The organism is Streptomyces sp. NPDC001450, assembly GCF_053597295.1.
In genome coordinates this window covers 90190-115115 of the sequence record NZ_JBSFHY010000030.1, presented here as the reverse complement: position 1 = coordinate 115115, position 24926 = coordinate 90190, and the positions used below count along the sequence as shown (strand labels likewise).

General features: G+C 69.6%; 26 protein-coding genes and 1 pseudogene. 18 read left to right on the top strand and 9 right to left on the bottom strand.

Translation table 11 applies throughout. The features are described from left to right. Positions 1-74: 74 nt before the first annotated feature. From ACWC5O_RS29385 to ACWC5O_RS29365, 5 genes are read left to right on the top strand one after another with little or no spacing between them, the layout of a single operon-like run. Positions 75-833 (top strand): ABC transporter ATP-binding protein, encoded by a 759-nt coding sequence (locus ACWC5O_RS29385; protein ID WP_450581567.1) that lies wholly within the window; start codon positions 75-77, stop codon positions 831-833. Continuing rightward, positions 830-1636: an ABC transporter ATP-binding protein gene (locus ACWC5O_RS29380; RefSeq protein ID WP_450581565.1), complete on the top strand. Its 807-nt coding sequence runs from the start codon at positions 830-832 to the stop codon at positions 1634-1636. Before ACWC5O_RS29385 ends, ACWC5O_RS29380 begins: the two co-directional genes overlap by 4 nt. 5 nt (positions 1637-1641) lie before the next feature. Then, the gene (locus ACWC5O_RS29375; protein WP_450581563.1) at positions 1642-2523 is read left to right on the top strand and encodes a branched-chain amino acid ABC transporter permease; all 882 of its coding nucleotides are present in this window, start codon (positions 1642-1644) and stop codon (positions 2521-2523) included. After that, positions 2520-3704 carry a branched-chain amino acid ABC transporter permease gene (locus ACWC5O_RS29370; protein ID WP_450581561.1) on the top strand — a complete coding sequence of 395 codons (1185 nt, stop codon included), beginning with the start codon at positions 2520-2522 and terminating at the stop codon, positions 3702-3704. Before ACWC5O_RS29375 ends, ACWC5O_RS29370 begins: the two co-directional genes overlap by 4 nt. A 5-nt stretch (positions 3705-3709) precedes the next feature. Continuing rightward, positions 3710-4987 (top strand): ABC transporter substrate-binding protein, encoded by a 1278-nt coding sequence (locus ACWC5O_RS29365; protein WP_450581559.1) that lies wholly within the window; start codon positions 3710-3712, stop codon positions 4985-4987. An 85-nt stretch (positions 4988-5072) separates the two neighbouring features. On the opposite strand, the gene ACWC5O_RS29360 is transcribed toward ACWC5O_RS29365, so the two are convergent. Continuing rightward, a complete protein-coding gene (locus tag ACWC5O_RS29360; protein WP_450581558.1) occupies positions 5073-5882 on the bottom strand; it encodes an SDR family NAD(P)-dependent oxidoreductase in 810 nt (269 codons plus the stop codon). Then, positions 5875-6525 carry a carboxymuconolactone decarboxylase family protein gene (locus tag ACWC5O_RS29355; protein ID WP_450581557.1) on the bottom strand — a complete coding sequence of 217 codons (651 nt, stop codon included), beginning with the start codon at positions 6523-6525 and terminating at the stop codon, positions 5875-5877. Before ACWC5O_RS29355 ends, ACWC5O_RS29360 begins: the two co-directional genes overlap by 8 nt. 224 nt (positions 6526-6749) lie before the next feature. On the opposite strand from ACWC5O_RS29355, the gene ACWC5O_RS29350 reads away from it, so the two are divergent. Further along, on the top strand, positions 6750-7925 hold the full coding sequence (locus ACWC5O_RS29350) for a PucR family transcriptional regulator (RefSeq protein WP_450581555.1): 1176 nt from the start codon (positions 6750-6752) through the stop codon (positions 7923-7925). A gap of 139 nt (positions 7926-8064) precedes the next feature. On the opposite strand, the gene ACWC5O_RS29345 is transcribed toward ACWC5O_RS29350, so the two are convergent. Both ACWC5O_RS29345 and ACWC5O_RS29340 read right to left on the bottom strand, forming a co-directional pair. After that, the gene (locus ACWC5O_RS29345) at positions 8065-9681 is read right to left on the bottom strand and encodes a sodium/solute symporter (protein WP_450581553.1); all 1617 of its coding nucleotides are present in this window, start codon (positions 9679-9681) and stop codon (positions 8065-8067) included. Then, the gene (locus ACWC5O_RS29340; protein WP_450581551.1) at positions 9678-10184 is read right to left on the bottom strand and encodes a DUF485 domain-containing protein; all 507 of its coding nucleotides are present in this window, start codon (positions 10182-10184) and stop codon (positions 9678-9680) included. Before ACWC5O_RS29340 ends, ACWC5O_RS29345 begins: the two co-directional genes overlap by 4 nt. 247 nt (positions 10185-10431) lie before the next feature. On the opposite strand from ACWC5O_RS29340, the gene ACWC5O_RS29335 reads away from it, so the two are divergent. After that, complete coding sequence (locus tag ACWC5O_RS29335) at positions 10432-11439, top strand: NADP-dependent oxidoreductase (protein ID WP_450581549.1); 1008 nt, start codon at positions 10432-10434, stop codon at positions 11437-11439. Beyond that, positions 11436-12239, top strand: coding sequence for an SDR family oxidoreductase (locus ACWC5O_RS29330; protein WP_450581547.1), 804 nt, complete (start codon positions 11436-11438; stop codon positions 12237-12239). Before ACWC5O_RS29335 ends, ACWC5O_RS29330 begins: the two co-directional genes overlap by 4 nt. Before the next feature lie 50 nt (positions 12240-12289). Here ACWC5O_RS29330 and ACWC5O_RS29325 read toward each other — a convergent pair whose 3' ends face one another. Further along, positions 12290-12727 (bottom strand): MarR family winged helix-turn-helix transcriptional regulator, encoded by a 438-nt coding sequence (locus tag ACWC5O_RS29325; RefSeq protein WP_450581545.1) that lies wholly within the window; start codon positions 12725-12727, stop codon positions 12290-12292. A gap of 130 nt (positions 12728-12857) precedes the next feature. Here ACWC5O_RS29325 and ACWC5O_RS29320 point away from each other — a divergent pair, with 130 nt between their 5' ends. From ACWC5O_RS29320 to ACWC5O_RS29305, 4 genes are all read left to right on the top strand, one after another. Continuing rightward, a complete protein-coding gene (locus ACWC5O_RS29320; RefSeq protein ID WP_450581544.1) occupies positions 12858-14372 on the top strand; it encodes an MFS transporter in 1515 nt (504 codons plus the stop codon). A gap of 141 nt (positions 14373-14513) precedes the next feature. After that, positions 14514-15311 carry a maleylpyruvate isomerase family mycothiol-dependent enzyme gene (locus ACWC5O_RS29315; protein WP_450581542.1) on the top strand — a complete coding sequence of 266 codons (798 nt, stop codon included), beginning with the start codon at positions 14514-14516 and terminating at the stop codon, positions 15309-15311. Between the two features lie 112 nt (positions 15312-15423). Beyond that, the gene (locus tag ACWC5O_RS29310) at positions 15424-15972 is read left to right on the top strand and encodes a CGNR zinc finger domain-containing protein (RefSeq protein WP_450581540.1); all 549 of its coding nucleotides are present in this window, start codon (positions 15424-15426) and stop codon (positions 15970-15972) included. 56 nt (positions 15973-16028) lie between these two features. Next, entirely contained in the window at positions 16029-16508 is a 480-nt protein-coding gene (locus ACWC5O_RS29305; RefSeq protein ID WP_450581539.1) for a hypothetical protein, read from the top strand. Between the two features lie 31 nt (positions 16509-16539). On the opposite strand, the gene ACWC5O_RS29300 is transcribed toward ACWC5O_RS29305, so the two are convergent. After that, the gene (locus ACWC5O_RS29300; protein ID WP_450581537.1) at positions 16540-17580 is read right to left on the bottom strand and encodes an alpha/beta fold hydrolase; all 1041 of its coding nucleotides are present in this window, start codon (positions 17578-17580) and stop codon (positions 16540-16542) included. 222 nt (positions 17581-17802) lie between these two features. Between ACWC5O_RS29300 and ACWC5O_RS29295 the strand changes: the two genes are divergently transcribed. Further along, complete coding sequence (locus tag ACWC5O_RS29295; RefSeq protein ID WP_450581535.1) at positions 17803-18003, top strand: hypothetical protein; 201 nt, start codon at positions 17803-17805, stop codon at positions 18001-18003. A 50-nt stretch (positions 18004-18053) separates the two neighbouring features. Here the strand turns inward: ACWC5O_RS29295 and ACWC5O_RS29290 are convergent. After that, positions 18054-18269 (bottom strand): annotated as a pseudogene (locus tag ACWC5O_RS29290) (ABC transporter ATP-binding protein); the annotation flags it as partial. A gap of 168 nt (positions 18270-18437) precedes the next feature. On the opposite strand from ACWC5O_RS29290, the gene ACWC5O_RS29285 reads away from it, so the two are divergent. The 3 genes from ACWC5O_RS29285 (at position 18438) to ACWC5O_RS29275 (ending at position 21447) form a co-directional block, all read left to right on the top strand. After that, the gene (locus ACWC5O_RS29285) at positions 18438-20012 is read left to right on the top strand and encodes a tannase/feruloyl esterase family alpha/beta hydrolase (protein ID WP_450581533.1); all 1575 of its coding nucleotides are present in this window, start codon (positions 18438-18440) and stop codon (positions 20010-20012) included. 77 nt (positions 20013-20089) lie between these two features. Beyond that, on the top strand, positions 20090-20536 hold the full coding sequence (locus tag ACWC5O_RS29280) for an organic hydroperoxide resistance protein (RefSeq protein WP_450581532.1): 447 nt from the start codon (positions 20090-20092) through the stop codon (positions 20534-20536). A 65-nt stretch (positions 20537-20601) separates the two neighbouring features. Further along, positions 20602-21447, top strand: a complete 846-nt coding sequence (locus ACWC5O_RS29275) for an alpha/beta fold hydrolase (RefSeq protein WP_450581530.1) — start codon at positions 20602-20604, stop codon at positions 21445-21447. A gap of 62 nt (positions 21448-21509) precedes the next feature. Here ACWC5O_RS29275 and ACWC5O_RS29270 read toward each other — a convergent pair whose 3' ends face one another. Together ACWC5O_RS29270 and ACWC5O_RS29265 are read right to left on the bottom strand one after the other, a co-directional pair. Then, on the bottom strand, positions 21510-21833 hold the full coding sequence (locus tag ACWC5O_RS29270) for a hypothetical protein (protein WP_450581528.1): 324 nt from the start codon (positions 21831-21833) through the stop codon (positions 21510-21512). 229 nt (positions 21834-22062) lie between these two features. Further along, complete coding sequence (locus ACWC5O_RS29265; protein WP_450781102.1) at positions 22063-22275, bottom strand: helix-turn-helix domain-containing protein; 213 nt, start codon at positions 22273-22275, stop codon at positions 22063-22065. Between the two features lie 711 nt (positions 22276-22986). On the opposite strand from ACWC5O_RS29265, the gene ACWC5O_RS29260 reads away from it, so the two are divergent. Together ACWC5O_RS29260 and ACWC5O_RS29255 are read left to right on the top strand one after the other, a co-directional pair. Next, positions 22987-24072, top strand: coding sequence for an S-(hydroxymethyl)mycothiol dehydrogenase (locus ACWC5O_RS29260; protein ID WP_450581524.1), 1086 nt, complete (start codon positions 22987-22989; stop codon positions 24070-24072). Continuing rightward, complete coding sequence (locus ACWC5O_RS29255; protein ID WP_450581522.1) at positions 24069-24704, top strand: MBL fold metallo-hydrolase; 636 nt, start codon at positions 24069-24071, stop codon at positions 24702-24704. The genes ACWC5O_RS29260 and ACWC5O_RS29255 overlap by 4 nt, the downstream gene beginning before the upstream one ends. Positions 24705-24926 lie beyond the last annotated feature (222 nt).

Below are 24926 nucleotides of genomic sequence, written 5' to 3'. Positions count from 1 at the left end.
CAATGTGTGCCTGGAACGCCTCCACCTACTGTGACGCTCGCTCACCCCCCAGCACGTCGGAAGGGGCGTCACTCATGCTCGCGGTCGACGGTATCACCGTGCGCTTCGGCGGGATCACGGCACTGGACGGTGTCGGGTTCACCGTCGAGCCGGGCACCGCCGTGGGGCTCATCGGGCCGAACGGAGCCGGCAAGACCACTTTGTTCAACTGCCTCACCAGGCGCTGCACCCCCGACGGGGGAGACGTGCGGTTCGAGGACGAGGACCTGCTGGCCCTCCCACCGCACGCCGTGGCCGGGCGCGGCATCGCCCGCACCTTCCAGAACCTGGGCCTGTTCCCGCGACTCACGGTCCGGGAGAACGTCATGGTCGGCGCGCACAGCCGGGGGCGCAGCGGACACCTCGCCGCGGCGCTCCGGCTGCCCCGAGTCAGGCGGGAGGAGAGGGAACTACGTGATCAGGCAGACGACTTGCTACGGCGGCTCGGCCTGGCGGACGTCGCCGACCACCCCGCCTCCGGGCTGCCGTTCGGCACGCTCAAACGCGTCGAACTCGCCCGGGCACTCGCGGTACGGCCGCGGCTGCTCCTGCTCGACGAACCCGTCAACGGGCTCAGCCACGGCGAGGTCGGCCAATTCGCGGATCTGGTCCGGTCGGTGCGCGAGGAGTTCGACCTCACGCTCGTGGTGGTCGAACACCACATGGGGTTCGTGATGGGCCTGTGCGACAAGGTGGTCTGCCTCGACTTCGGCCGCAAGATCGCCGAAGGCTCGCCGGAGGAGATCCAGCGCGACCCGGCGGTCGTCGAGGCGTACCTGGGGGCGGCCGCATGAGCGAGCCCACCGCCGACCGCACCGATGCCGAGCCGAGTGCGGAGCCGAACTTCCTCAAGGTCGCCGGCCTGCACGCCGGATACGGCCAGGCCCGCGTGCTGCAGGGCCTCGACTTCTCCGTCGCCCGCGGTGAGGTGTGCGCGATCCTGGGACCCAACGGCGCGGGCAAGACCACGACGCTGCGGGCGCTGAGCGGCGTGGTCCGCGGCCGCGGCTCGGTCACCCTGAACGGCACGGAACTGCTGGGCCGCTCGCCCGAACAGGCCGCCAGGCTGGGCGTCGCGCATGTGCCCGAGGGCCGGGGCACCTTCAACGACCTGACCGTCGAAGAGAACCTGCGCATAGGCGCCCACCTGCGCACCGGCCCCGGCCGGCGAGGCCGCGCCGAGCGTACGGCCGTGGCGGCCGACCTGGAACGGATCTACGGCCACTTTCCCAGACTGCGCCAGCGGTCGCGGCAGGCCGCCGGCAGCCTCAGCGGCGGGGAGCAGCAGATGCTCGCCATCGGCAGGGCGCTGATGCTGCGGCCGTCGCTGCTGCTCCTGGACGAGCCGTCCCTGGGCCTGGCGCCGCTGATCACTCGCGAGCTGTTCGAGATCGTCCGTGCCGTCAACGAGGAGGAACGCACCACCGTGGTCGTCGTCGAGCAGAACGCCCAGCTCGCGCTGGACATCGCGCACCGGGCCCACGTACTGGAGGCCGGCCGCCTGGTGCTGTCAGGACCGGCTCGACAGGTCCGCGAGGACGGGCAGGTCGCCGAGGTGTACCTCGGTGTCTCCGTCCGCTCCCGGAAGGCCGGGTGAGCGCTGTGACCGATCTTCTCCAGCAAGTGGTGGAAGGACTGGGCTCCGGCGCGGTGTACGCCAGTCTGGCGCTGGCCCTGGTGCTGATCCACCGGTTCACGGGGATCGTCAACTTCGCGCAGGGCGAGCTGGCCATGCTGTCGACGTACGTCGCCTGGCAGTTGGTGGCGTCCGGGATGCCGTTCTGGCTGGCGCTGCCGGTCACCCTCGCGGCGTCCTTCGCCGGGGGCATGCTGATCGAGCGGATCGTCATCCGCCCCGTGCGGGGCGCGCCCGAGCTGACGGTGGTCATCGTCACGGTCGGCCTGTTCATCCTCGTCAACGCGATGGCCGGCCTGATCTGGTCGTTCACCGTGAAGGACTTCCCGCAGCCCTTCCCCGACGGCGGGCTCGACCTGGCGGGGGTGCGCGTGGACTGGTCGACGCTCGGGATCCTCGGCGTGGTGGCCGTCGTGATGGGCCTGCTGTATCTGCTGTTCCAGCACACCTCCATCGGCCTGGTGATGCGGGCGGTCGCCTGCAACCCCTCCTCGGCCCGGCTGTCGGGCATCCGGGTGGGACGGGTGCTGATGCTCGGCTGGGGGCTGGCCGCGGCGGTCGGCGCGGTGTCGGGCGTGCTCGTCGCCCCGGTGCTGTTCCTGGAGCCCAACATGATGGGCGGGGTACTGATCTACGCGTTCGCCGCGGCCACCCTGGGGGGCTTCGACAGCCCGGTGGGCGCGGTTGTCGGCGGCCTGTTCGTGGGCGTCGCCGAGACCCTGACCGGGGCGTACGTGGACGTGATCGGTGCCGATCTGAAGGTGGGCGTCCCCCTCGTGATCATTCTGGCGGTGCTGCTGGTGCGGCCCCAGGGCCTGTTCGGACGGGCGGCGGTGGAGCGCGCATGAACACCATCACAACGGCGCTCGGCACCGACCGGGCCCGGCGGCTGCGGGCCGCGCTCACTGTCCTGCTTGCGGGGGCGGTCGCCGTCGGAGCACCCTTCTACTTCGCCCCCTTCCAGGTCTTCCAGCTGACCATGGTGCTCCTGTACGCCGTGGCGCTGGCCGGGCTGAACCTGCTGGTCGGCTTCGGCGGGCAGATATCGCTCGGGCACGGCGCGTTCTTCGCGGCGGGGGCCTACACGGCGGCGGTCATGCTCGACCGGTACCACACCGGCCACCTGGCCACGCTGCCGGTCGCGGCCGCCGGATGCTTCCTGCTGGGCCTCGGGTTCGGAGTGCCCGCCCTGCGGCTGCGCGGGCTGTACCTGGCCCTGGTCACCCTTTCGTTCGCGGTGTTCCTGCCGCCCTTGCTCAAGCGGCTCGAGCCGGTGACGGGCGGTTCCATGGGCCTGACCGTGGACAAGCTGCAGCCGCCCGCGTGGAGCGGGCTGGCCGAGGACCAGTGGATGTACTTCGTCGTCCTCGCCGTCACCGCGGTGGCCCTGCTGCTCGCCCGCAACCTGCTGCGGTCCCGGGTCGGCCGGGCACTGCTCGCCGTGCGGGACAACGAGAGCGCCGCCGAGGTCATGGGCGTGCGGCTGTCGTTGCACAAGACCCTCGCCTTCGCGTGGAGCGCGATGTTCGCGGGCGTCGCCGGGTGTCTGTACACCTGGGTGATCGGCTTCGTCTCGCCCGACTCCTTCAGCTTCGTTCTGTCCATCACCCTGCTGGCCGGCCTGGTGGTCGGGGGGCTCGCCTCGCTGTACGGACCCCTGCTGGGCGCGGCGTTCGTGATGTACGTGCCGAGCGTGTCCCAGGACGTCAGCGAGGCCGCACCGGGAGTCGTGTTCGGCCTGCTGATCATCACGGTGATGTTCGTGGCCCCGACGGGACTGGCCGGTCTGCCGGGCCGTGTCCTGGGCGCTGTCGTCCGTCGCCTGCCCCGCACCATCGCCGCCCTCGACCGGACACCCGAGGCGGACTCCGTGCCTGAGGCGGATTCCGTGTCCGAGGCGGACTCCGCACCCGATGCGGAACGGAAGTCCCCGGCAGGATCCCGACCCGCCACGACCCTCACTCCTGCGGACCCCGCAGTTGTCGACGCCGAACCCGTGGGCGCACCGCCCCGCACGGAAAAGGAATGAACCACATGCGCAAGACGACCGCTCTGCGGGCGGCTGCGGCCGCGACCGCCGCCCTGCTCACCGCCACCGCCTGCAGCAGCCAGCGAGGGCAGGACGACCAGTCCACCACCGCCGGTGGCGCGTGCAAGGGCCAGCAGACCACCGGCATCACCGACAAGACCATCAAGCTGGGCGGGATCTACCCGCTGTCAGGACCCGCGTCCGCCTACGGCACGATCAGCAAGGGCGTGGCCGCCTACTTCAAGTACGTCAACGGCAAGGGCGGCATAGACGGCCGCAAGGTGCAGTTCATCGTCCGGGACGACGGCTACCAGCCGCCCAAGGCGGTCGAGGAGGCCCGCAGACTCGTCGAGCAGGAGAAGGTCTTCGCCGTGTTCCAGACCCTGGGCACTCCATCCACGGCGGCCGCGTGGGACTACCTCAACAAGCAGAAGGTGCCGCAGCCCTTCGTCGCCACGGGTGCTTCCGTCTGGGGCACGGACACCAAGCATCCCTGGACCATCGGGTGGCAGCCCAACTACGTGGCCGAGGCCAGGGTGTACGCCAAGTACCTCAAGGACGAGCGGCACAAGGCCAAGGTCGCGGTCCTCTACCAGAACGACGACTTCGGCAAGGACCTGCTCGGCGGGTTCAAGAAGGCCGTCGCCGGCAGCGGCATCAAGGTGGTCGCCGAGGAGAGCTACGAGGTCACCGACCCGTCCGTGTCGGCGCAGATGGCGAGCCTCTCCCGCTCCAAGGCGGACGTGCTGCTGGACGTCACCACCCCCAAGTTCGGCAGCCAGGCCCTCGCCGCCGACGCCAAGAACACCAAGTGGAACCCGCTGCACATCGTGAACAACGTGGCCTCGTCCGCCGCCGTGCTCCAGCCCGTCGGGTTCAAGAACGTGCAGGGCGTGGTCTCGGCGACGTACTTCAAGGACCCCGCCGACCCGCACTGGGCGAACGACCCCGAGATGAAGACCTACATGAACGCCCTTCACAAGTACGCCCCCGACGCCGACCCGGCCAACCAGTTCAACGCCTACGGCTGGGCCGTCGCCTCCAGCCTGCACAAGGCCCTGGACGCGATGAAGTGCCCGACCAGGGAAGGGCTGCGGGACGCCGTGCGTAACCTGAAGGACGTGAAGGTGGGACTGCTGCTGCCGGGTGTCACCCTGTCCACGGGCCACGGCGACGCCTTCCCGCTCGAAACGATGCAGCTGATGCGGTTCAAGGGCGAGCGGTGGCAGCTGTTCGGCAAGCCGGTGGACACCCGCAAGGAGTTCGGCCCGCTGGCGAAGTGAGCCGGCGTGGGCGGTCCCGGTCGATGCCCTGACCCTGGGGACCGCCCCCGCCGCGTCGGCACCGTGCGGACAGGCGTCCAGGTGCTCAGACGGCGTTCAGCCCTCCGTCCACCACCAGGCTCTGCCCGGTGATGTAGGAGGCGCGGTCGCAGAGCAGGAAGGTGATGGCTTCGGCCACCTCCCAGGCGGTGCCCTGGCGGCCGAGCGGGATGCGCGTGAACGAGGCGGAACGCGACGCCCGTCGGGCCGAGGCCTCGCGGCCCATCGGGGTGTCGATCAGGCCGGGGACGACCAGGTTGGCGCGGATCCCGCGCGGCGCGCCCTCCTTGGCGACATGGCGGGTGAGACCGAACAGGCCGGCCTTGGAACTGTCGTAGGCGGGCGAGTCGGTGGCCGCGCGCAATCCGGCCAGGGAACCGACGAAGACGATCGATCCTCCGTCGGCGATCGCGGGCAGTCCGTACTTGGCGGCGAAGAACGGGGCGCTCAGGTTGAGCGAGAGCACACGTTCCCACTGCTGCGGTGAGGTCTCCGCCAGGCCCGCGCCGAGGCCGATCCCGACGTTGACCACGATCGCGTCGAGCGAGCCGAGTTCGCGGAGGGCTTCGGCGACCATGGCCGAGGACTGGCCGGGATCCGTGGCGTCACCGACCACGGGCAGGCCACGGGCGCCTTCCTCATCGACCAGGGCGGCAGTGGCCGCCGCGGCGGAGGGGGAGACGTCGGCGCAGGCCACGGAGGCTCCTTCGCGGGCGGCGAGCACGGCCACCGCCCGCCCGTTGCCCACTGGGGCCTTCGGATCGCCGCTGGGGCGAGTGCCCGCTCCGACGACCAGTACGTTCCGGCCGGCCAGGAGGCCGGCCGGGTGGGTCATGGTGTGCCGGGGCTCAGGCATCGGCGTGTGCCCCCTTCGCCGCGTCCGCGCCGGCCCCGGTGGCCCCGGGCAGGGTCTCCGTTTCGTAGCCGGGCTCGAGCCGGGTACCGGCGGAGTTCAGGAAGAACGCGACCATGTGGTACTGACCGACGAGCATGGTGATTTCGATCAGTTGTGCCTCGTCGTGATCGGCGGCGAGTGCGGACCAGGTGGCTGCGGACAGGCGTGCGTCCCGGTGCAGTTCGTCGGCGGCGCGCAGCAGACGGGCGTCGGCCGGCGTCCACCCCTGGGCGTCCGGGCCCGCGCCGACGCGCCGGATCTCCTCGTCGGTGACCCCGGCGGCCCTGGCCAGCGGTACATGTCGTCCCCATTCGTAACCGGCCCGGGTGTTGCACGCGGTGCGCAGGATCAGAAGTTCCCGGGTCCGGTCCGGCAGCCGGCCCTCGCGCAGCAGATAGCTGCCGAACGGCAGGAAGTGCCGGAAGAGGGCAGGATGCCGCACCAAGGTGGTGAAGACGTTGGCGAGGTGGCCGTCGGCGTCCCGGGGAATCGGGGCGAGCAGCTCCCGGGTGAACGGGTCCCATCCGTCCTCGGACAGTGGCGCGAGGCGTGGGCCGGTGTCCGGGGCCGCGTGGTGGGGGCGGTGATGGTGCTCGTCGGTCATGGTGGTCTCCGCACTCTTCGTCGGGTGGGGCGGTAGCACTAGGGCGGCTCTGAGCACGGTCGATCGGCGCCTCGTCGCGTGCGCGTCGATGCGGGCACCCTTTGCCGCCGTGCCACTGTGCTTTCGGGGCTGGCGGGTTGTCGACGGCTCTCCGGCCAAGGCCGTAGGGCGGCATATTGGTCAGTTGCACAACGGCCGGTGCCGGAGGGGCGGAGGTGAGGCCCATGGGCGGACAGTCGGGCGCGGTGGCGTCCCTCGAAGAGGTCATCGCCGCGATGGCCGCGCAGCAGACGCATGTGGGCGGGCGGTTGCACACGGATCTGGCGGACCACATCCCGTCCTACCGCGCGGTTCCGCCAGAACTCCTGGACCGGATCTGGCATCGGCACTTCCAGCGAGCTCTCGCGGTGGTGAGAGAGGGGACGGTGCCCGCGCCGGAGGACTTCGACGAAGCCGATGTGGCCCGGGACCGGGCCGCCCGCGGCGTGCCGCTCAGCGACGGACTCCGTGCCTTCCGCCGGGCGCTGAGCGCGATACGGGATCTGTTCCTTGCCGAGGCGACCCAACGCGGGCTGGACCCCGGCCTCATCGTCGACCGCACCAAGTGCCTGTGGGAGCTGGCGGACGTCGCGAGCCTGCAGATCGCCGCCGTCCACCGGCAGGCCGAGGTCGCCTCCGCCCTGTCCGACGCCCGCCGCCGCGCCGACTTCCTGCGTGGACTGCTCTACGGGACGCTGAGCGCGGCGGAGATCCACAGCGGTGCGGCGATCTACGGACTGGACCTGTCGCGGCCGTACCGGGCCATCAGAGCTGTACCGAACGGCAACGTCGGTCCGGATGCGCTGGAACGCTCCCTGGAGTCCCACGGCCGCTGGAACGGCCGAGGCGCGCTGCTCACCGTGCTGGACGAGGCGGTCGCCGGAGTCGTCGAGGCGAAGCCGGAGACCGGTGACCTGGAGGTGACGGCGGGGCTGGGCCCACCGACGGACCTGGCCGCGGTGCACCATTCCTTCCGCGCCGCCGGCAGGCTGCTGCAAGCCGCCCGAGCGTACCGTCTGCGCGGCGTGTACGACTTGAGCGACCTGTCCTGGCGGGTGGCGGTCGTCGCCGAACCGGAACTCGCCGAGTTGCTGCTCGACCGCTATCTGCGCCCACTGGAGGCGGAGGGGGAGTTCGGCGCGCTCATCGAGGAGTCGGTGCGGGGATACCTGGAGAGCGGACGGCACATCCGCGAAGTCGCTCGCGGCGCACATGTCCATGTCAACACCGTCCGCTACCGGCTGCGCCGTTTCGAGCAGCTCACGGGCTCCAGCCTGGACGCTCCGGACACCGCGGTGGAACTCAGCTGGGCCTTGGCGGCACGCGAGCTGGGGACACCGCCGCGAGGCCCGGCGGAATAGGCTTCCGAGCGGTGTCCGGTGCAAAAGCGGATGAGGTTCTCGCGGCAGGATCGCGACACCGCGCGACGGGACTTGGGCCCCTGGCGGACCACAGCGCAGGCACCGAGGCCGTTCGTGCGGTCCGCCTCCGCCGACATGGTCATTCGGCTGCGGCGAGCAGCCGGGCCTCGCTCTCCTCGTACAGCCGCTGGTTCTCGTGGCTGACGGCGGGGCGGCGCCGGTGGTCCCATCGGCTGCCCAGCCATCCCGCCAGGTAGCCGAACGGGATGGAGACCAGTCCGGTGGACTGCATGGGGAACAGGTCGAAGTCGGCGTTCGGGAAGACGGCGGACGGCGTGCCCGAAACGGCCTTGGAGAGTGCCATGAGCAGCAGCGCGCAGGCCGCGCCGCCGTAGAGGGTGGCGAGCAGGCCGGTGCGCGTGAAGCCTCGCCAGAACAGGGAGTAGGTGAGCGCGGGTGCCACCGCCGATGCCCCGATGCAGATGGCCAGAGTGGTCAGCACGCCGACGTCCCAGTTCTGGACCAGGGTGGCGAGCCCGATGGCAACGGTCCCCACGGCCACGCTCGTCCACGCCGCCACCGTCATCTCCGTACGCGGCTCGGCCTCTCCCCGGCGCGCCGCATGGGCGAACAGGTCGTGGGCGAGCGACGAGGCCGCGGCCAGAGTCATCCCCGCGACCGACGACAGCAGGGTGATGAACACCATGCCCGCCACGGCCGAGTAGAGAATCGTCGAGCCTGCGGAGTCGGAGGCTCCGCCGAGCACCTGCGACAGCATGAGCACCGACGTCCTGCCGTGCGGGTCGGCCGCGGTGATGTACCGCGATCCCACCAGCGCCGCCGCGCCCGTACCCATGATGATCACGAGCAGGCAGAACGTGGTGACCGTGCCGACCGCCCACGACATGGAGCGGCGCACGGCCGGCACGTCCTGCGCGGAGTACAGACGCATCGTGATGTGGGGCAGGCAGGCCACGCCGAGGACCACGGTGATCTGGAGACCGACGAAGTCCAGCCGGTCCAGGGCGGAGGTGCCCAGCTGAAGGCCCTGCTGGAGGAAGGCGGGGCCCGCGCCGCTGCCGTGCTGGGCCGCCCTGAGGACGTCTCCGGGGCTCCAGTCGAAGCGGTGCAGTACCAGAGCGGCAACGGCGAGGCTGGTGCCGAGCAGGAGCACGATCTTGATCATCTGAATGAGCGCGGTGCCCCTCATCCCGCCGAGCGCCGCGTAAAGGATCATCAGGCTGCCGACGATGACGATGCACACCGTCCTGGCGCCCGCCACGTGCGGGATGTTCAGGATGAAGGTGAGCAGCGACCCGGCCCCGGAGAGCTGGACGACCAGGAACGGCAGGGTCGCCGAAAGCGTCACCACGCAGGCGGCGATACGCACGGCCCGCCCGGGCATGTTGCGGGCCAGGACGTCGCCCATGGTGAACCTGCCGGCGTTGCGCAAGGGTTCGGCCAGCAGGAACATCAGCAGCACCAGGGACAGAGCCGTGCTGACCGCGAGGACGTAACCGTCGTATCCGGCGAGCGCGATGATGCCCGTGGTGCTCAGCACCGTGGCCGCGGAGATGTAGTCGCCCGCGATCGCCAGGCCGTTCTTGAACGGGGTGAGCGAGCGGTAGCCGGTGTAGAAGTTCGTCAGGTCGTCGCGGTCCGGTCCCGCCATCACGCACATCAGCAGCGTGACGGTGACCAGCGTGGTGAACAGAATCAGGACCGTGGCCTGCGTCCCGGTGCTGAAGTCGTTCATCTCGCCGTCCCCGTGTTCCGGCCGGTGGGGACCGCCCGCTCTCTGACGGTGCGGGCCAACGGATCCACCGAGCGTCGTGCGCTGCGTCCGTACCACGAGACCGCCGCGAAGGTGACGACGAGCTGAAGGACCCCCAGGGCCATTCCCAGGCTCAGCTCTCCGGCGATCTTGGCCCCCATCAGGCCGGGCGCGTAACAGGACAGCACGACGTACACCACGAAGGAGCCGAGCGCCGTGAGCGTGGAGATCCGGCGGAGCAGGCGGTAGGCCGAGCGCAGAGCGGCGAGGTCGGCACTGCGCCGATGAGCCTCGTGCGCGTGCGGTTCGCCCCAAGGGGCTTGTCCGTACGGTGCGTCCCAAGGGGTTTGCCCGTACGGGTCGTACGAGCCGTATGACCCGTACGCCTCGTACCGAGGGGCGTCGGGTGCGTACCCCTGGGGCTCGATGCGGGGCGGCCACCCCGTTTCTGTTGGCGGGTACCGGTTCTCGTCGGCGAATGTCATCGCATGGCCTTCCGCTGCGGCTCGGATCCGTGGAGGTGGACGGGGAGGAGGTGGCTGTGGCGGCGCACGATACCGACTGGTTGGGATGCCCATAAGCCCACTGTGGGTCACGTTTCGGGGTCGGGTGAACGACAGTCCGTTCGGCTCGCCACCCCGCCTCGCAGCCCAGCACGTGGCGAACATCACACGCTCCGACATACCTACCGGTCGGTACCCTGCGGCGAAGCCGTGAACGACAGGAGGCGTCATGTCTGCGACCAACCGCCAGATCCGTCTGGCAGCCCGCCCCGTGGGTGAGGTCAAACCCGATGACTGGGAGCACTGTTCAGGACTCGTCGACGAGCCTGGTCCGGGCCGGTTCGCGGGCCGGACGCGCGTCATCTCCCTGGACCCGGCGATGCGGGGCTGGCTGGACGACCGTCCCTCCTACCTGCCGCCGGTGGGCATCGGCGAGGTGATGCGCGCCGGATCGGTCATCGAGGTCACCGCGTCCAACCACCCCGACTTCCAGCCGGGCGATCACGTGGTCGGCGCGTTCGGCGTCCAGGAGTACGTGGTCTCCGACGGCAAGGGGGCCATGAAGATCGACACCTCCCTCGCCCCGCCCTCGACGTATCTCGGCGCACTGGGCATGCCCGGCATGACCGCCTACTTCGGCCTGCTGGACGTCGGGGCACTGCAGGACGGCGAGACCGTCGTGGTGTCGGGTGCGGCCGGTGCGGTCGGCACCATCGCCGGTCAGATCGCGAAGGCCAAGGGCTGCCGGGTCGTGGGCATCGCCGGAGGGCCGGAGAAGTGCGCCATGCTCACCGACGAACTGGGATTCGACGCGGCGATCGACTACCGCGCCGAGGACGTCAGGAAGGCGCTGCGCCGGGAGGCCCCCGACGGCATCGACGTCTACTTCGACAACGTCGGAGGTGACATCCTCGACGCCGCCCTGACGCGACTGGCGATGCACGCGCGCGTCGTGGTCTGCGGTGCGATCAGCCAGTACAACAACGCCACGCCGGTCAAGGGCCCCTCCAACTACCTCTCGCTGCTGGTGCGCCGCGCCCGCATGGAAGGCTTCGTCGTCTTCGACTACGCCAAGCGCTACGCGCAGGCCGCGCAGGACATCTCCGCCTGGATCGGAGCCGGCCGTATCAAGGTCAAGGAACACGTGGTGAGGGGAAGCGTGGACGACTTCCCCGAGACGTTGGGGATGCTCTTCCGCGGGGAGAACGTCGGCAAGCTCGTCCTGGAGCTGTCATGACCGCCGTCGAGAGCGACGCCGCCGCACGGCCGGGACAGACGGACGGCGCCGCGCTTCAGGGCAAGGTGGCCGTCGTCACCGGCGGTGCCAGCGGACTGGGCCGGGCCACGGCACTGGCGCTGGCGAAGGCGGGCGCGCGCGTGGTCGTCGCGGACCTCGACGCACAGGGTGGCCGCGAGGTGGCCGAGATGGTGGGCGGCCATTTCCGCGCCTGTGACGTCTCCGACCCCGACGCCAACCGCGCGCTGGTCGAGTTCACCCAGGAGCAGTGCGGCGGAATCGACATCGCGTTGCTCAACGCCGGGGTGGCGACCGGATGCGGCCTCGGCGAGGACTTCGACCTGGCACGCTACCGTCGCGCGATGGGGGCCAACCTCGACGGCGTGGTCTTCGGTACCCATGCGGTGCTGCCGGCGCTGCGGGCCCGCGGTGGAGGGACGATCGTGGCGACGGCGTCCCTGGCGGGCCTGGCGGCCGTACCGCTTGATCCCCTGTACGCGGCCAACAAGCATGCGGTCGTAGGACTTACCCGCTCGCTGGGGCCGGCTCTTGCGCCGGAGAACGTACGCTTCAACGCCGTCTGCCCCGGCTTTGCCGAGTCGCGGATCATCGATCCGCTGCGCGACATGCTCTCCGAGCAGGGGCTGCCGGTCATCCCGGCTCAGGTCGTGGCGGACACGGTGCTGCGGATCGTCACCGGAGACGGCACCGGGGAGTGCTGGTTCATCCAGCCCGGCCGCGACCCGGAGCCGTTCCGTTTCCGTAAGGTCCCCGGTCCGGGCAAGCCTGACGGCATCTGAGGAGGGGTCGGAGGTACTCGGCGGCTCGCCGTCCCTGGTGAGCCGCCGGGTCAGGCAGCCGCGGCCTGCGCGGTGAAGGCGCGCTCCAGCAGCGCGTACAGGGTGTCCTGCTCCTGCTGGCTGAGCTTGTTCAGGCCGGCCAGCGTGTTGTTCATCTTCCCGCGGATCACCTCGATGACCTGCTCGCCCTCCGCGGTGAGGAGGACGTTCTTGACGCGCCGATCGGAGGGGCTGGGCTCGCGGCGCACCAAGCCGCGCTTCTCCAACCGGTCGATGATCCCGGTCATGTTGGAGGCGTCGCAGGTCAGCGTGGTGGCCAGCACGCTCATGGAGGCGGGCCCCCGGCGCAGCACATTGAGTGTCTTGCCCTGGCTGGCCGTGAGGTTCTCGCTCGCGGCGGCGGTCGTGAAGTCGCCGTAGTAGGCAGCCAGCGACACGGAGAGCAGCTCCATGAGCTGGGCGGGGGTGACGCGGGGGAGTGCCGTCATGCGGGCACCTTACCCCCGGAAACTTGACGATCTCAAATATTGACGACTACGGTCTCCCCCATTACTTGAAGTTCTCAAGCTTCGACGTTCTGAAGTAGTTCGTCGAAGTCTCACTGAGGGAAGAGATTCCGTGTCTCACGAACAGCACACGGCGGCCGGACGCCGCTCGGCGGACACCGCGGTCGTCCTGGTGCTAGGCCTTGCCGCGATGGTCGTCTCGATGATGCAGACCCTGGTCGTCCCGATCCTGGGCATCATTCAGAGCGACCTGCACGCCACCACGGCGAACGTCAGCTGGGTGACCACCGCCACGCTGCTGTCGGCCGCCGTCTTCACCCCGCTGCTCGGCCGCTTCGGCGACCAGCACGGCAAGAAGCCCACCCTCGTAGGCGTTCTGCTGGTGATGATCGCGGGCTCGGTGCTCGCCGCCACCACCACCTCGCTGACGTGGCTGATCGTCGGCCGCGTGATGCAGGGAGCGGCGACCGCGATCTTCCCGCTCGCGCTCTCCATTCTGCGCGAGGAGATCAAGCCGGAGAAGCTGCACGGTGCCATGGCCCTGGTCAGTGGCACGCTCGCGTTCGGCAGCGGGCTCGCGCTGGTCGGTGCGGGGCTCCTCACCCGCGGCTCCGACCCCGACTACCATCGGGTCTTCTGGCTCGCGGTGGTGCTCGCGACGGTGGCACTGGCGGGAGTGCTGTTCACGGTGCCCGCTTCCCGGACGACGACGGGAGGCCGGACGGACTGGCTGGGCGCGGTCACCCTGGCGATGCTGCTGGTGCTGCTGCTTCTGCCCATCTCGCAGGGGCACGAGTGGGGATGGACGTCCGGCCGTACGCTCGGCTCCTTCGCCGGGGCGGTCGTCATGGCAGTGGTGTGGGTCATCACCGAGAGCCGGGTCGGGGAACCGATGGTGGACATGAAGATGTTCGCCCACCGGCCCGTTCTCTTCACCAACCTGGCCGGGTTGTTGCTGGGGTTCGCGATGTTCGCCCAGTTCATCGGCGTCTCCTACCTCGTCCAGGTGCCGGAGAAGATCGCGGGCTACGGCTTCGGCGCTTCCGTGCTCGAAGCGTCCGTGGTGTATCTGCTTCCGACCACACTCGTTTCGCTCGCGGGCGCCCAGTTCGGCGGCGTACTGGTGCGCCGGCTCGGCGCACGCTTCACCCTGGCCGCCGGGGCCTGCTTCGGAGTGCTCGGCTTCACCTGGCTGAGCGTCGCGCACGCTGCGACCGCCTCGGTGATCGGCGCGGGCATGGTCATCGGCCTGGCGATCAGCTTCGGATACGCCGCCATGCCGGCGCTCATCGTCGCCAGCGTCCCCGCCCACCAGTCCGGCATCGCCAACGGCATCAACTCCATCTCCCGCTCGGTCGGCAGCGCCGTCGCCAGCGCGGTGATCACCTCACTGCTGGCGTCGAAGACCATCCCGCTTCCGGCCGGAGCGCCCGCTCTGCCCCAGGAGAGCCAGTTCACGACGAGCTTCGTGATCGCCGGCGTGGCCTTCGGCCTGGTTGTCGCCGTGTCCCTCCTCGGAATCAAGTCGGTGCATGCGCCTCGTACGCCCGTGTCGAAGAAGGTCGCGGACTCCGGGACGGCGGGGATCGCGGAGGCGGAAGCCGAAGCCGGTGCCGAGCTCGTGTGACCGTGCTTCACGCACCGCCGCCGGCCCTGCGTACGGGCGGCCGGCACAGCACCTGCGTCCAACGACGGGTTCAGCCACGACGAGGCCGTCATCGACCAGCAGTCCGGTTGAACCCGCGGTTTCCCCGAAAGGCAAGTCACGATGAAGACGTCTGACCACACCCGGCACGAGTCCGATTTCACCTCGGTCGATCACCGCACGGCGGTCGCGGCGGAGACCGCCCGGTTCGTCGCGGCGGTCAAGGACGCCGACCTGGCCACAGCAGTGCCGAGCTGTCCGGGCTGGACGCTGGCCGACCTGGTCAAGCACACCGGCAGCGTCCAGCGCTGGTTCTCGGTCCTGCTGCGGGCGCGTATCCAGGAACCCCCGCGCACCCGTGAAGTGGACCTTCGGCTCCCGGACCAGGAGGGCGGATACGCCGACTGGCTGGCCGAGAGCGCGACCGTGGCCGCGGACGCCTTCGCGGCCACCGACCCGGACCTGCCCATGTGGGCATGGGGCGCCGACCAGTACGCCCGGTTCTGGGCACGCCGGATGCTCTTCGAGACCCTGCTGCACCGAGCCGACGCCGAGCTCGCACTCGGACTCCGGCCCGCGATCGACCGCCCCGTCGCGGTCGACGGGATCGACGAGTTCCTCGTCAATCTGCCCTTCGCCGGCTTCTTCGCCCCCAAGGTGGCCAACCTGCGCGGCCCCGACAGGACCATCCGCTTCCGCGCAACCGACGGGGACGATGCCTGGGTCGTCCGACTGCGGCCCGACAGCTTCGGGCTCGACACGGCCCACCCGGCCGCGGCCGCCGCTGACGCGACCGTCGAGGGAACCGCGGCCGACCTGCTCCTGCTTGTCTACGGCCGGCTGCCCTACGAGGCAGAGGCCCTCGCCCACGAGGGTGACGAGCAGCTGCTGGCCCACTGGTTCGCCAACTCCGCCTTCTGAGAAGGCGCACTCTGCGTTCACATGTGGTGTAACTGATCAAGCAGGTGACTCGCGGAAGCGTTGTCACGGGTAGGCTATTGCGCATCCGTGAGTCACCGGTCAGTATGGTTACGTGAATCACGCTTTCCCCTGCGGGACGCTTCCCCTGGACTTCGTCGGCACACTGCGCGCGCGACGCAACGACGAGCCGATGGAGAAGCTCGCCTCCCCCGAGCTGCTCGACGACTGGTTCCTGGAGTCTGGGATGCTCGATCTGGCGCCCGGGGCGAGCGAGGCCGACCTCGCCCTCGCCCTGGAGCTGCGCGAGGCGATCTACTCCCTGGTCGCGGCCCGGATCGAGCGGCGGCCACTGCCGGCCGAGGCGGTCGCCGAAGTGAACCTGCAGGCGGCGGGTCTCCCTGTGACCGTGCGGCTCGGTCCCGACGGTGCGACCCGTACCGGCACGGCTGTTCAGGGACTCTCCGCCCTCGCCCGTGAGGCCGTCGAGATCATCGGGGGTGGCGAGGCGGCGCTGTTGCGCGAGTGCGCCCGTCCCGAGTGCACTCAGGTCTACCTCGATCGCTCACGAGGCCACCGACGGGACTGGTGCGCCATGAGGACGTGCGGCAACAGGGTCAAGGCCGCCGCGTACCGGGCCCGCCAGCACAGTGGGAAGAGCTGACGTCACGTAGGTACGATGCGCAGCCTCATCTGGCACTCACTGGGGAGTGAACGGTTGTGACCAGCCGATCAGCCGCCTCGCTCCGGGCGCGGTACGTCGAACAAGCAGTGTCGGATCTGGCGGAGAACCGCCGCCGACAGCGTGAACTGGCCCAGAAGATCAAGATGTTGAAGCAGGAGGAAGCCCTCCTGATGGACATCCTGAAGCTCGCCGAGCGGTATGAAGAGGCGAATCCCGCTCCCCTTCCCGGGCAGGCACAGCAGCGACCCGCCGTCACCCGGGCGAAGGCCGCCGAGACGGGGAAGCCGCAGCAGCCTCTGCTCGGAGATGCCCTGATCGAACTGCTCGGTAACCATGAAGAGCCGCGGTCGGCCAAGGCCCTGCGCGACGAGCTGATGGAGCGACACCCGGACCGCTCGCCCACCCCGCAGGTCGTCCGCAACACCCTCGAATCACTCGTCGCGAAGGGGCGGATCCGGCGCCACAAGCGGGAGCGCTCGGTGTCGTACGCCCTCGCGGAGCGCGCGACAAGCTGACTTCTGTTGCGACGAAGGCGAGTTCACTCCCTCACAGGCGGTCCACGTCGACCACGGCCTGGGCGAACGCCGTCGGCGCCTCCTGCGGCAGGTTGTGGCCGATGCCGGTCAGCTTCCGGTGCTCGTACGCGCCGGTGAACTTGTCGCGGTACATGGAACCGTCCCCGGGCAGGGTGAAGGGGTCCTTCTCGGGGTCGAGGGTGATGGTCGGCACCGCGATGGACGGTGCCGTGGCCAGCTTCTCCTCGTAGCGGTCGTAACGGCGTTCACCATCGGCCACGCCGAGCCGCCAGCGGTAGTTGTGGATGACGATCGCGGCGTAGTCCGGGTTGTCGAAGGCGGCCGCGGTGCGCGCGAAGGTGGCGTCGTCGAAGTTCCAGGTCGGGGAGACGAGGTCCCAGACGAGCCGGGTCAGCTGGAGACGGTGGTCGTGGTCTTCCATGGCCTTCTTGCCGCGTTCGGTGGCGAAGTAGAACTGGTACCACCAGGTGTGCTCCGCGGCCGCAGGGAGCGGTTCGAGCTGGGCCTTGCGGTCGGTGATGAGGTAACCGCTCACCGAGACCAGGGCCTTGACGCGCTCGGGCCACAGTGCCGCGAGGATGTCGCCGGTTCGCGAGCCCCAGTCGAAGCCGGCGATCACGGCCTTATGGATCTTGAGAGCGTCCATCAGCGCGATGATGTCCAGGGCGATCGCCGACTGCTGCCCGTTGCGGAAGGTCTGCGAGGACAGGAACCGCGTGGTGCCGTGACCGCGGAGGTAGGGGACGATCACGCGGTAGCCCTCGGCCGCGAGCAGGGGAGCGACATCTACGTAGCTGTGGATGTCGTAGGGCCAGCCGTGCAGGCAGATGGCCACTGGGCCATGAGCGGGGCCCAGCTCGGCGTAGCCGACGTTCAGCAGACCGGCCTTGACCTGCTTCAGCGAGGGGAAGGCGGTAGGGGCGCCCGGGGCGCCCGCAGTGCCCGAGGAAGCCGGGATGGCGCTCGAAACACCCTGCAGACCGGCCAGTGAGACGGCGGTCGCTCCCGTGCCCAGGCCCATCGCCTTGGTGAAGGTGCGCCTGTTGATCATATGAAGCCTCCCGTGTTGTTGGACCAAGTGCCGCACAGGTGCCGCGAGTTTGCGTGCAGGGCGACACTGGCACAGAGTGCGTCACTAGTCAAAGAGGTTACGGATCTAATGTAGTAACCGATTGGAGTGGTGATGATTCTTGCGGCTGGGTTCGTCACCTGTCAGAGTGGTTACTCGATGCAGGGTATGGCCCTGGACGGAATGAAGAAGTGGAGTTCGGCCATGGACAAGGCAAAGGAACCGATGGCGGACCCCGCCGCCGCGGCACGGCACGCGCGGTACGGCAAGCTTCCCGAGCGCATCCGCTTCGAGAACATGACCGAAGAGGCGGAAGCCGGCCGCAGTGGCGGGGTGGCGGCCTCGTACAACCCCGAGGGCTCGTGGAACTACTACTCGTGTCTGGCTCTGGACCTGGGGCTGTAGGTGTCGAGCCGGATCTCACGGCCCTGCCGGCGCCTGCGCGGCCGGCGGTCATGGCCGGCCGGCACGTCCAGCAGTGGCGCGGAGGGTCGCCGGACGGGCAGTGCGGCCGGCGCCAGTCGACCGCGTTGTCCGCCGGAGAGCGATCCGAGCGTCCGGTCGTGCCCGAAGGGGCCGAGGCCGAGACCGTCGAGTACGAGCGCGGCGCGCTGGTCCGCGTCTCAGGTCTCCCGTTCCTGGGTCTGTTCGAGCCGGACGCCGTAGTCCTGCTGCAGGTCAACTGCTGCAGGCCCGCTCCTTTTTGACGGGCCGCTCTTGCCGTACAAGCATCGTCACCAGTTAAAGAGGTTACGCATACTCGGTTCACTCGAAACCGAGCCCTCACACGTGTTGCGCTGCAGAGAGCAGGCGCACCCCACTTCATGACAGGAACGTCAATGAGACGACTTCTGACCTTTCTCGCGGCCGGCGTACCGCTGGCGGCGGCCATGTGCCTGCCGGCCGGCGCTTCCGCGGACAACCGAGGCGCTGCCTTCGCCCCGTTCACCTGCTCGACCGTCTCCGTGCAGGCCCCGGCCGGCACCGAGGTGGAGTCCGTGACGGTGACCCGCGAGGCGGGCGGCACGGTGAACGGGACCGGGATCCTGGGTGGTTCGGTCTCCGGTGTACCGGCCTACTGCGAGGTGACGGTCACCCTCACCCATCCCGGAGACGGCGACCACGCCAAGGTGCGGACATGGCTGCCCGCGCAGGGGTGGAACGGCCGTTTCCAGGCGCTCGGCGGCGCTGCCTACGCCGCCGGGGACAACGGCGTGGGCCTGGGTACGGCGGTCAAGAACGGCTATGCCGCGGCCACCACCGACGCGGGCGTGGGCGACGTCCTGGACACCCACTGGGCGCTGAACAGCGAGGGGCAGGTCGACACCGCGCTGCTGAAGAACTTCGCCGACCGCTCCCAGCACGAGATGGCGCTCGTCGGCAAGCAGGTCGTCGACGAGGTCTACGGCAAGGCCGCTTCCTACTCCTACTGGAACGGCTGCTCCACCGGCGGACGCCAGGGCTACATGGAGGCCCAGCGCCACCCCGACGACTTCGACGGCATCCTCGCCGACGCGCCCGCCGTCAACTGGGACGAGTTCGAGGTCGCGACGCTGTGGCCGCAGGTGGTGATGAACGAGGCGAAGACCCGCCCGAGCGCCTGCGAGTTCAACGCCTTCAACCAGGCCGCCCTCAAGGCCTGCGACAAGCTCGACGGCGTCAGGGACGGCCTGGTCTCCGACCCCGAGCAGTGCACCTTCGACCCTCGCAGGCTGATCGGCACCAAGGTCGTCTGCGCCGGCGAGGAGGAGACGATCACGGCTGCCGACGCGGCCGTGGTGCGCAGGATCTGGGACGGCCCGCGGACCACGTCGGGCGAGAGGCTGTGGTACGGCCTGCCGGTCGGCGCCGACTTCACGAGTCTCGCGGGCGACGTCCCGTTCCCCGTCCCGGCCGCCTGGGTCGCGTCGTGGGTGAAGAAGCAGCCCTCCCTCGACACCTCGAAGCTGGCGTACGACCAGTTCACGCAGCTGTTCAGGCAGTCCCAGGCCGAGTACGACAAGGTCATCGGCACCGACGACCCGGACCTGTCGGCGTTCCGCAAGTCGGGTGGCAAGCTTCTCACCTACCACGGTCAGGCGGACCAGCTGATCCCCACTCAGGGCACCGTGGACTACCGCGAGCGCGTGCAGCGGAAGCTGGGCGGCTCACACCGGGTCGACGACTTCTACCGCCTCTTCCTCGCCCCGGGCACGGCTCACTGCGCGCTCAAGGACAAGGTGGACGACCTGGCCGCGCTGACCAAGTGGGTCGAGCAGGGCAAGGCACCCGAGACCCTCACCGCCTCGCTCACCGACGCCTCCGGCCGGACGCTCACCCGTGACCTGTGCCGCTACCCCCTGGTCTCCCACTACAAGGGCCAGGGCCCGGCCGACGCCGACAGCTTCCGCTGCGTCCCGCCGCACCGGCACTGACCGACATCCCGGCACCAAGCATCTCGACCACATCCGACACATCCCGATACCTCACAACCCAAGATGGGGGACCTGCCATGGCAGTCAGCTACACGGCCGTCGTCAACGTCACCGGAGAGGGCCGCAACGGCGGCACCGTCCGCTCTCAGGACGGCCTCCTGGACCACACCCTTTCCATCCCCAAGGAACTCGGCGGCGCGGGCAACGCCACCAACCCGGAACAGCTCTTCGCCGCCGGCTGGGCAGCCTGCTTCCTCGGCGCCCTGCGCCGGGCCGCCGCCATCCGTGGGATCAAGCTCACCAGCACCGCCATCACCTCCGAGATCACGCTCACGCACGGCGACGACGGCGAGTTCAGCCTCTCCGCCACGCTCAACCCCACCCTCGGTGGCGTCGACCAGCACACCGCCTGGGAACTCGCCGAGGCCGCCCACCAGATCTGCCCCTACTCCAAGGCCACCCGGGGCAACATCCCCGTCACCAGCCACGTGGCCACGACATCGTCGAAGGACGACTCGCGGTGAACGTCGAGCAGCGCTTTCACCCAGCACAGTCCGAACAGTCCGAGGTTTCCGGAGGGCGATTTCCCATGGTCGGTACGAAGGGTGTGCGCGGGCGGCGGTTCGCGATGGCTGTCGCAGCGACGGTCATGGCGGGTGCCGCGGTCGGTACGCTCGCCGTCTCCGCGAACGGCGCGTCCCGGCCGGCCGTGGCGGATCGGCAGGCCAGGCCGACCATAGTCCTGGAACACGGCGCCTTCGCCGACGGCTCCAGCTGGAACGGCGTGATCGAAAGGCTGCACGCCGACGGCTACCCGGTCGTCGCGGCGGCCAACCCGCTGCGCGGTCCGCACAGAGACGCCGCCGCCCTGCGCAGCGTCCTCGACCATGTCAAGGGCCCCAAGATCCTTGTCGGCCACTCCTACGGCGGCTCTGTCATCAGTCAGGCCGCCGCCAACGACCCCCAGGTCAAGGCCCTGGTCTCCGTCGCGGCCTTCCTCCCTGCCCCCGGCGAGACCGCTCTCGGTCTGACGAACAAGTACCCCGGCTCCACCCTCCCCGCCGCACTCGATCCCATTCCCTGCACCAATGCCGACGGCACCACCGGGACCGACCTCTACATCCGGCAGGACAAGTTCCGTCACCAGTTCGCCGCCGACGTCCCCGCGGACCAGGCCGCCCTCATGGCTGCCACCCAGCGGCCCATCGCCCAGGCCGCGCTGGAGGAGAAGGCCACCGCCGCCGCCTGGAAGAACAAGCCCACCTGGGACATCGTCACAACCCAGGACCTCAACATCCCCGCCGCCGTACAGCGCTTCATGGCCCAGCGCGCCCACGCCCACACCATCGAGGTCGCCGCCTCGCATTCCGTGGCCGTATCGCATCCCCGTCTCGTCGCGGATGTCATCGAGGAGGCGGCACGAGCCACGCGCTGAGGCCGGCTCCGCCGATGTAGGCGGTTGCTCCGCCCGACCCCTCGGCGGGCGGAGCAAGAGCCCTAGGAGTTGCAGCTTCCCGGGACGTAGCTGTAGCCGTCGAGGTAGAGGAGGTTGACGCCGAGAGCTTCCCCGTAGCCCACCGACCATGTCGACTGGAAGGGATCGGTCCCCTCCATGTAGAAGGTCATGACGTTCCCTTCGGTGACGACATGACCGTGGAAGCTGGTCCTGTCGTTCGCTGCCGCGACCTCGGCCTCGTCGCTGAAGGCATACGTCCAGTGACCGTCCGGTGCGTCGTTCGCGCCACCGCACCAGACGCCCACCACGCTGTCGGGGACGGACCACTGCAGCTCCGGGGTCTCGTTCGATGAGCAGCCGCTCATCACAAGGATCAAGCCCAGCACCAAGGCGCAGAAGAGCCGAGAGGCTGGCGCCGATGTGCAAGGCCGCATGGTCCCCCCCATACAGATCGGAAACTCTTGGGTGTGGCTCCGCTGCTGAACAACGCCTGTTCGGCAGCGGGCTCCCGTCCGCTCTGCACGCTACGAAGGAATGGCCGCGAGCACCCCCGTGATTTCCCCTGGATCCAGCCCCGGGTTACGGGGACGGGCGTCAGGTCTCCCCGCCCAGCTTGCCGATCAGTCCCATGCGAGAGGTGATGCCGAGTTTCATGTACGCATTGGCCAGGTGGTACTCGATCGTTCTGACACTGAGGACCAGTTCCTGCGCGATCTCGCGGTTCGGCATGCCCTGTACGGCGAGTCGGGCCACGGTCAGCTCCTGTGCGGTGAGCCCGGCAGGACGGACACCGCTCCGGGCCGCCACAGGCCGCCAACTCGGCTGCGCACCGCTTGAGATACGGCGTGGCCTGCAGTTGCAGGAATGTCTTGTGGGCGGCCTGAAGTTCGGCGACCGCCTTCGGGCGTTGGCGGGCGTGGCGCAGAAAGGTGCCGTACGAGAGATGGAGCAGCGCTTGCTCCCGGCACGGCTCTCCCCGCTCGCAGTATTGCAACCCCTTCCGGAACGCCTTGTCCGCCGCTTCCCGGTTGCCGAGCGCCTCCTCCAGCAGGCCCCGGCAACGCGCGGCTGATGCCTGTTCGAGCCATCGGTGTCGCTCGGCCGCGCGGTTCTCGTACGGCAACAGCACCGCGAGGGCCTCGCCCCCGTCCATAGGTGAGCTCCATCTCGAGTTCTTCGCCGCTGGCCTTCACCACGCAGCAGTCCGAGGTGACGCCGGACAGAAAGTGCCGGGCAAGAGAGGTCTTGCCGATCCCGGCGGGCCCGTCGACGAGGACGACTTGGGGCGTGCCACCCGCACACCATCACGCTCGGGCTCAGGCGGGAGGTTCTTCACGGCAGGGCGTCTTCACCCGACCGGGTGGTCCGCAGGGGAGGCCGCCCTCTTGCCGCAGATCTGCGTGTACCGCCTGACGGATCCTTGACCGCTGCTTCGGCCTCCGCGATGCTGTGTTGCGAAACACGAGATGCGTGCCGTATTAGGCAACGTCTCGTCCCTCTGTCAGCCGAGGAGTGGCCATGTCTCAGCAGGTCCGAGCTGTCGTCGCGCGGAGCAAGGGCGCCCCTGTCAGTCTGGAAACGATCGTCGTGCCCGACCCCGGCCCGGGTGAGGCGCTGGTCAAGATCGAGGCCTGCGGCGTCTGCCACACCGATCTGCACTATCGCGAGGGCGGCATCAGCGACGATTTCCCGTTCCTGCTGGGGCACGAGGCGGCGGGGGTGGTCGAGGCCGTCGGCGAGGGGGTCACCGACGTGGCGCCCGGTGACTTCGTGATCCTGAACTGGCGCGCCGTGTGCGGGCAGTGCCGGGCTTGTCTGCGTGGGCGGCCCTGGTACTGCTTCAGCACGCACAACGCGAAGCAGAGGATGACCCTGACCGACGGCACGGAGCTGTCGCCGGCGCTGGGGATCGGCGCCTTCGCCGAGAAGACGCTCGTGGCGGCCGGGCAGTGCACCAAGGTGGACCGGGCCGCGTCGGCGGCCGCCGCAGGACTGCTGGGCTGCGGGGTGATGGCGGGCATCGGTGCGGCCATCAACACCGGCAACGTCGGGCGCGGTGACACCGTGGCGGTCATCGGCTGCGGCGGCGTGGGGGACGCGGCGATCGTCGGGGCCAAGCTCGCGGGCGCGGCGAAGGTCATCGCCGTCGACATCGACGATCGCAAGCTGGCCACGGCCGCGAAGCTGGGCGCGACCCACACGGTCAACTCCAAGGAGACCGACGCGGTCGACGCGGTGCGTGAGCTGACCGGGGGCTTCGGCGCCGACGTCGTCATCGAGGCGGTGGGGCGTCCGGAGACCTACCGGCAGGCCTTCTACGCCCGCGATCTCGCCGGGACCGTGGTGCTGGTCGGCGTGCCGACCCCGGAGATGAAGCTGGAGCTGCCGCTGCTGGACGTCTTCGGCCGGGGCGGAGCGCTGAAGTCGTCGTGGTACGGGGACTGCCTGCCCTCCCGTGACTTCCCGATGCTCATCGACCTCTATCTGCAGGGCCGCCTCGACCTGGACGCCTTCGTCACCGAGACCATCGCCCTGGACGAGGTCGAGAAGGCCTTCGAGCGCATGCACCACGGTGACGTTCTGCGCTCGGTGGTGGTCCTGTGACGAGCGGCGCCCGTATCGAACACCTCGTCACCTCGGGGACGTTCTCGCTGGACGGCGGCACCTGGGACGTCGACAACAACGTGTGGATCGTGGGGGACGACGACGAGGCGCTCGTCATCGACGCCGCCCATGACGCCGACGCGATCGTCCGGGCCCTCGGCGGACGCACCCTGCGGGCGATCGTGTGCACCCACGCGCACAACGACCACATCGACGCCGCGCCCGAACTCGCCGACCGGACCGGCGCCCCGATCCTGCTGCACGCCGACGATCTGCGGCTGTGGAAGCAGACCCATCCCGACCGGCTGCCCGACGGCGAACTGACCGACGGGCAGCGCATCCTGGTCGCTGGCACCGAGCTGACCGTGCTGCACACCCCCGGTCATGCCCCCGGAGCCGTCTGCCTGCATGCCCCGCACCTTTCCGCCCTCTTCAGTGGCGACACGCTGTTCGCCGGCGGGCCGGGTGCGACGGGAAGGTCGTACAGCGACTTCCCCACCATCATCACCTCGATCAGGGAGCGCCTCCTCGCCCTCCCGGACGGCACCGCCGTGCACACCGGCCACGGGGAGACCACCACCATCGGTGCCGAGGCGCCGCACCTCCAGGAGTGGATCGACCGCGGTTTCTGACCGCTGCCGACGAAGCGGCCCTGCCCCGGTGACGGACCTCGTGGACGGCACCGGCGGCAGGGCCGTCGGCGCACCCTGTGCGCGCCGGTTCCGCCGCTTCACCTGCGCTTTCGAGGTCGCTTCGACGTGCCCGGGAAACGGTCGTCGGGCGCCGCGCAACCCGGCCTGCGAACGCCTTGACAACGCTTCAGAACGGCCCGCAGACTGGCGTTGCGTCAATCG

Coding starts and splice junctions, on each gene's coding strand:
- ACWC5O_RS29385 (WP_450581567.1), top strand. CDS start 75: ATGCTCGCGGTCGACGGTATCACCGTGCGCTTCGGCGGGATCACGGCA.
- ACWC5O_RS29380 (WP_450581565.1), top strand. CDS start 830: ATGAGCGAGCCCACCGCCGACCGCACCGATGCCGAGCCGAGTGCGGAG.
- ACWC5O_RS29370 (WP_450581561.1), top strand. CDS start 2,520: ATGAACACCATCACAACGGCGCTCGGCACCGACCGGGCCCGGCGGCTG.
- ACWC5O_RS29365 (WP_450581559.1), top strand. CDS start 3,710: ATGCGCAAGACGACCGCTCTGCGGGCGGCTGCGGCCGCGACCGCCGCC.
- ACWC5O_RS29360 (WP_450581558.1), bottom strand. CDS start 5,882: ATGCCTGAGCCCCGGCACACCATGACCCACCCGGCCGGCCTCCTGGCC.
- ACWC5O_RS29355 (WP_450581557.1), bottom strand. CDS start 6,525: ATGACCGACGAGCACCATCACCGCCCCCACCACGCGGCCCCGGACACC.
- ACWC5O_RS29350 (WP_450581555.1), top strand. CDS start 6,750: ATGGGCGGACAGTCGGGCGCGGTGGCGTCCCTCGAAGAGGTCATCGCC.
- ACWC5O_RS29345 (WP_450581553.1), bottom strand. CDS start 9,681: ATGAACGACTTCAGCACCGGGACGCAGGCCACGGTCCTGATTCTGTTC.
- ACWC5O_RS29340 (WP_450581551.1), bottom strand. CDS start 10,184: ATGACATTCGCCGACGAGAACCGGTACCCGCCAACAGAAACGGGGTGG.
- ACWC5O_RS29335 (WP_450581549.1), top strand. CDS start 10,432: ATGTCTGCGACCAACCGCCAGATCCGTCTGGCAGCCCGCCCCGTGGGT.
- ACWC5O_RS29330 (WP_450581547.1), top strand. CDS start 11,436: ATGACCGCCGTCGAGAGCGACGCCGCCGCACGGCCGGGACAGACGGAC.
- ACWC5O_RS29325 (WP_450581545.1), bottom strand. CDS start 12,727: ATGACGGCACTCCCCCGCGTCACCCCCGCCCAGCTCATGGAGCTGCTC.
- ACWC5O_RS29315 (WP_450581542.1), top strand. CDS start 14,514: ATGAAGACGTCTGACCACACCCGGCACGAGTCCGATTTCACCTCGGTC.
- ACWC5O_RS29300 (WP_450581537.1), bottom strand. CDS start 17,580: ATGATCAACAGGCGCACCTTCACCAAGGCGATGGGCCTGGGCACGGGA.
- ACWC5O_RS29295 (WP_450581535.1), top strand. CDS start 17,803: ATGGACAAGGCAAAGGAACCGATGGCGGACCCCGCCGCCGCGGCACGG.
- ACWC5O_RS29285 (WP_450581533.1), top strand. CDS start 18,438: ATGAGACGACTTCTGACCTTTCTCGCGGCCGGCGTACCGCTGGCGGCG.
- ACWC5O_RS29280 (WP_450581532.1), top strand. CDS start 20,090: ATGGCAGTCAGCTACACGGCCGTCGTCAACGTCACCGGAGAGGGCCGC.
- ACWC5O_RS29275 (WP_450581530.1), top strand. CDS start 20,602: ATGGTCGGTACGAAGGGTGTGCGCGGGCGGCGGTTCGCGATGGCTGTC.
- ACWC5O_RS29270 (WP_450581528.1), bottom strand. CDS start 21,833: ATGAGCGGCTGCTCATCGAACGAGACCCCGGAGCTGCAGTGGTCCGTC.
- ACWC5O_RS29260 (WP_450581524.1), top strand. CDS start 22,987: ATGTCTCAGCAGGTCCGAGCTGTCGTCGCGCGGAGCAAGGGCGCCCCT.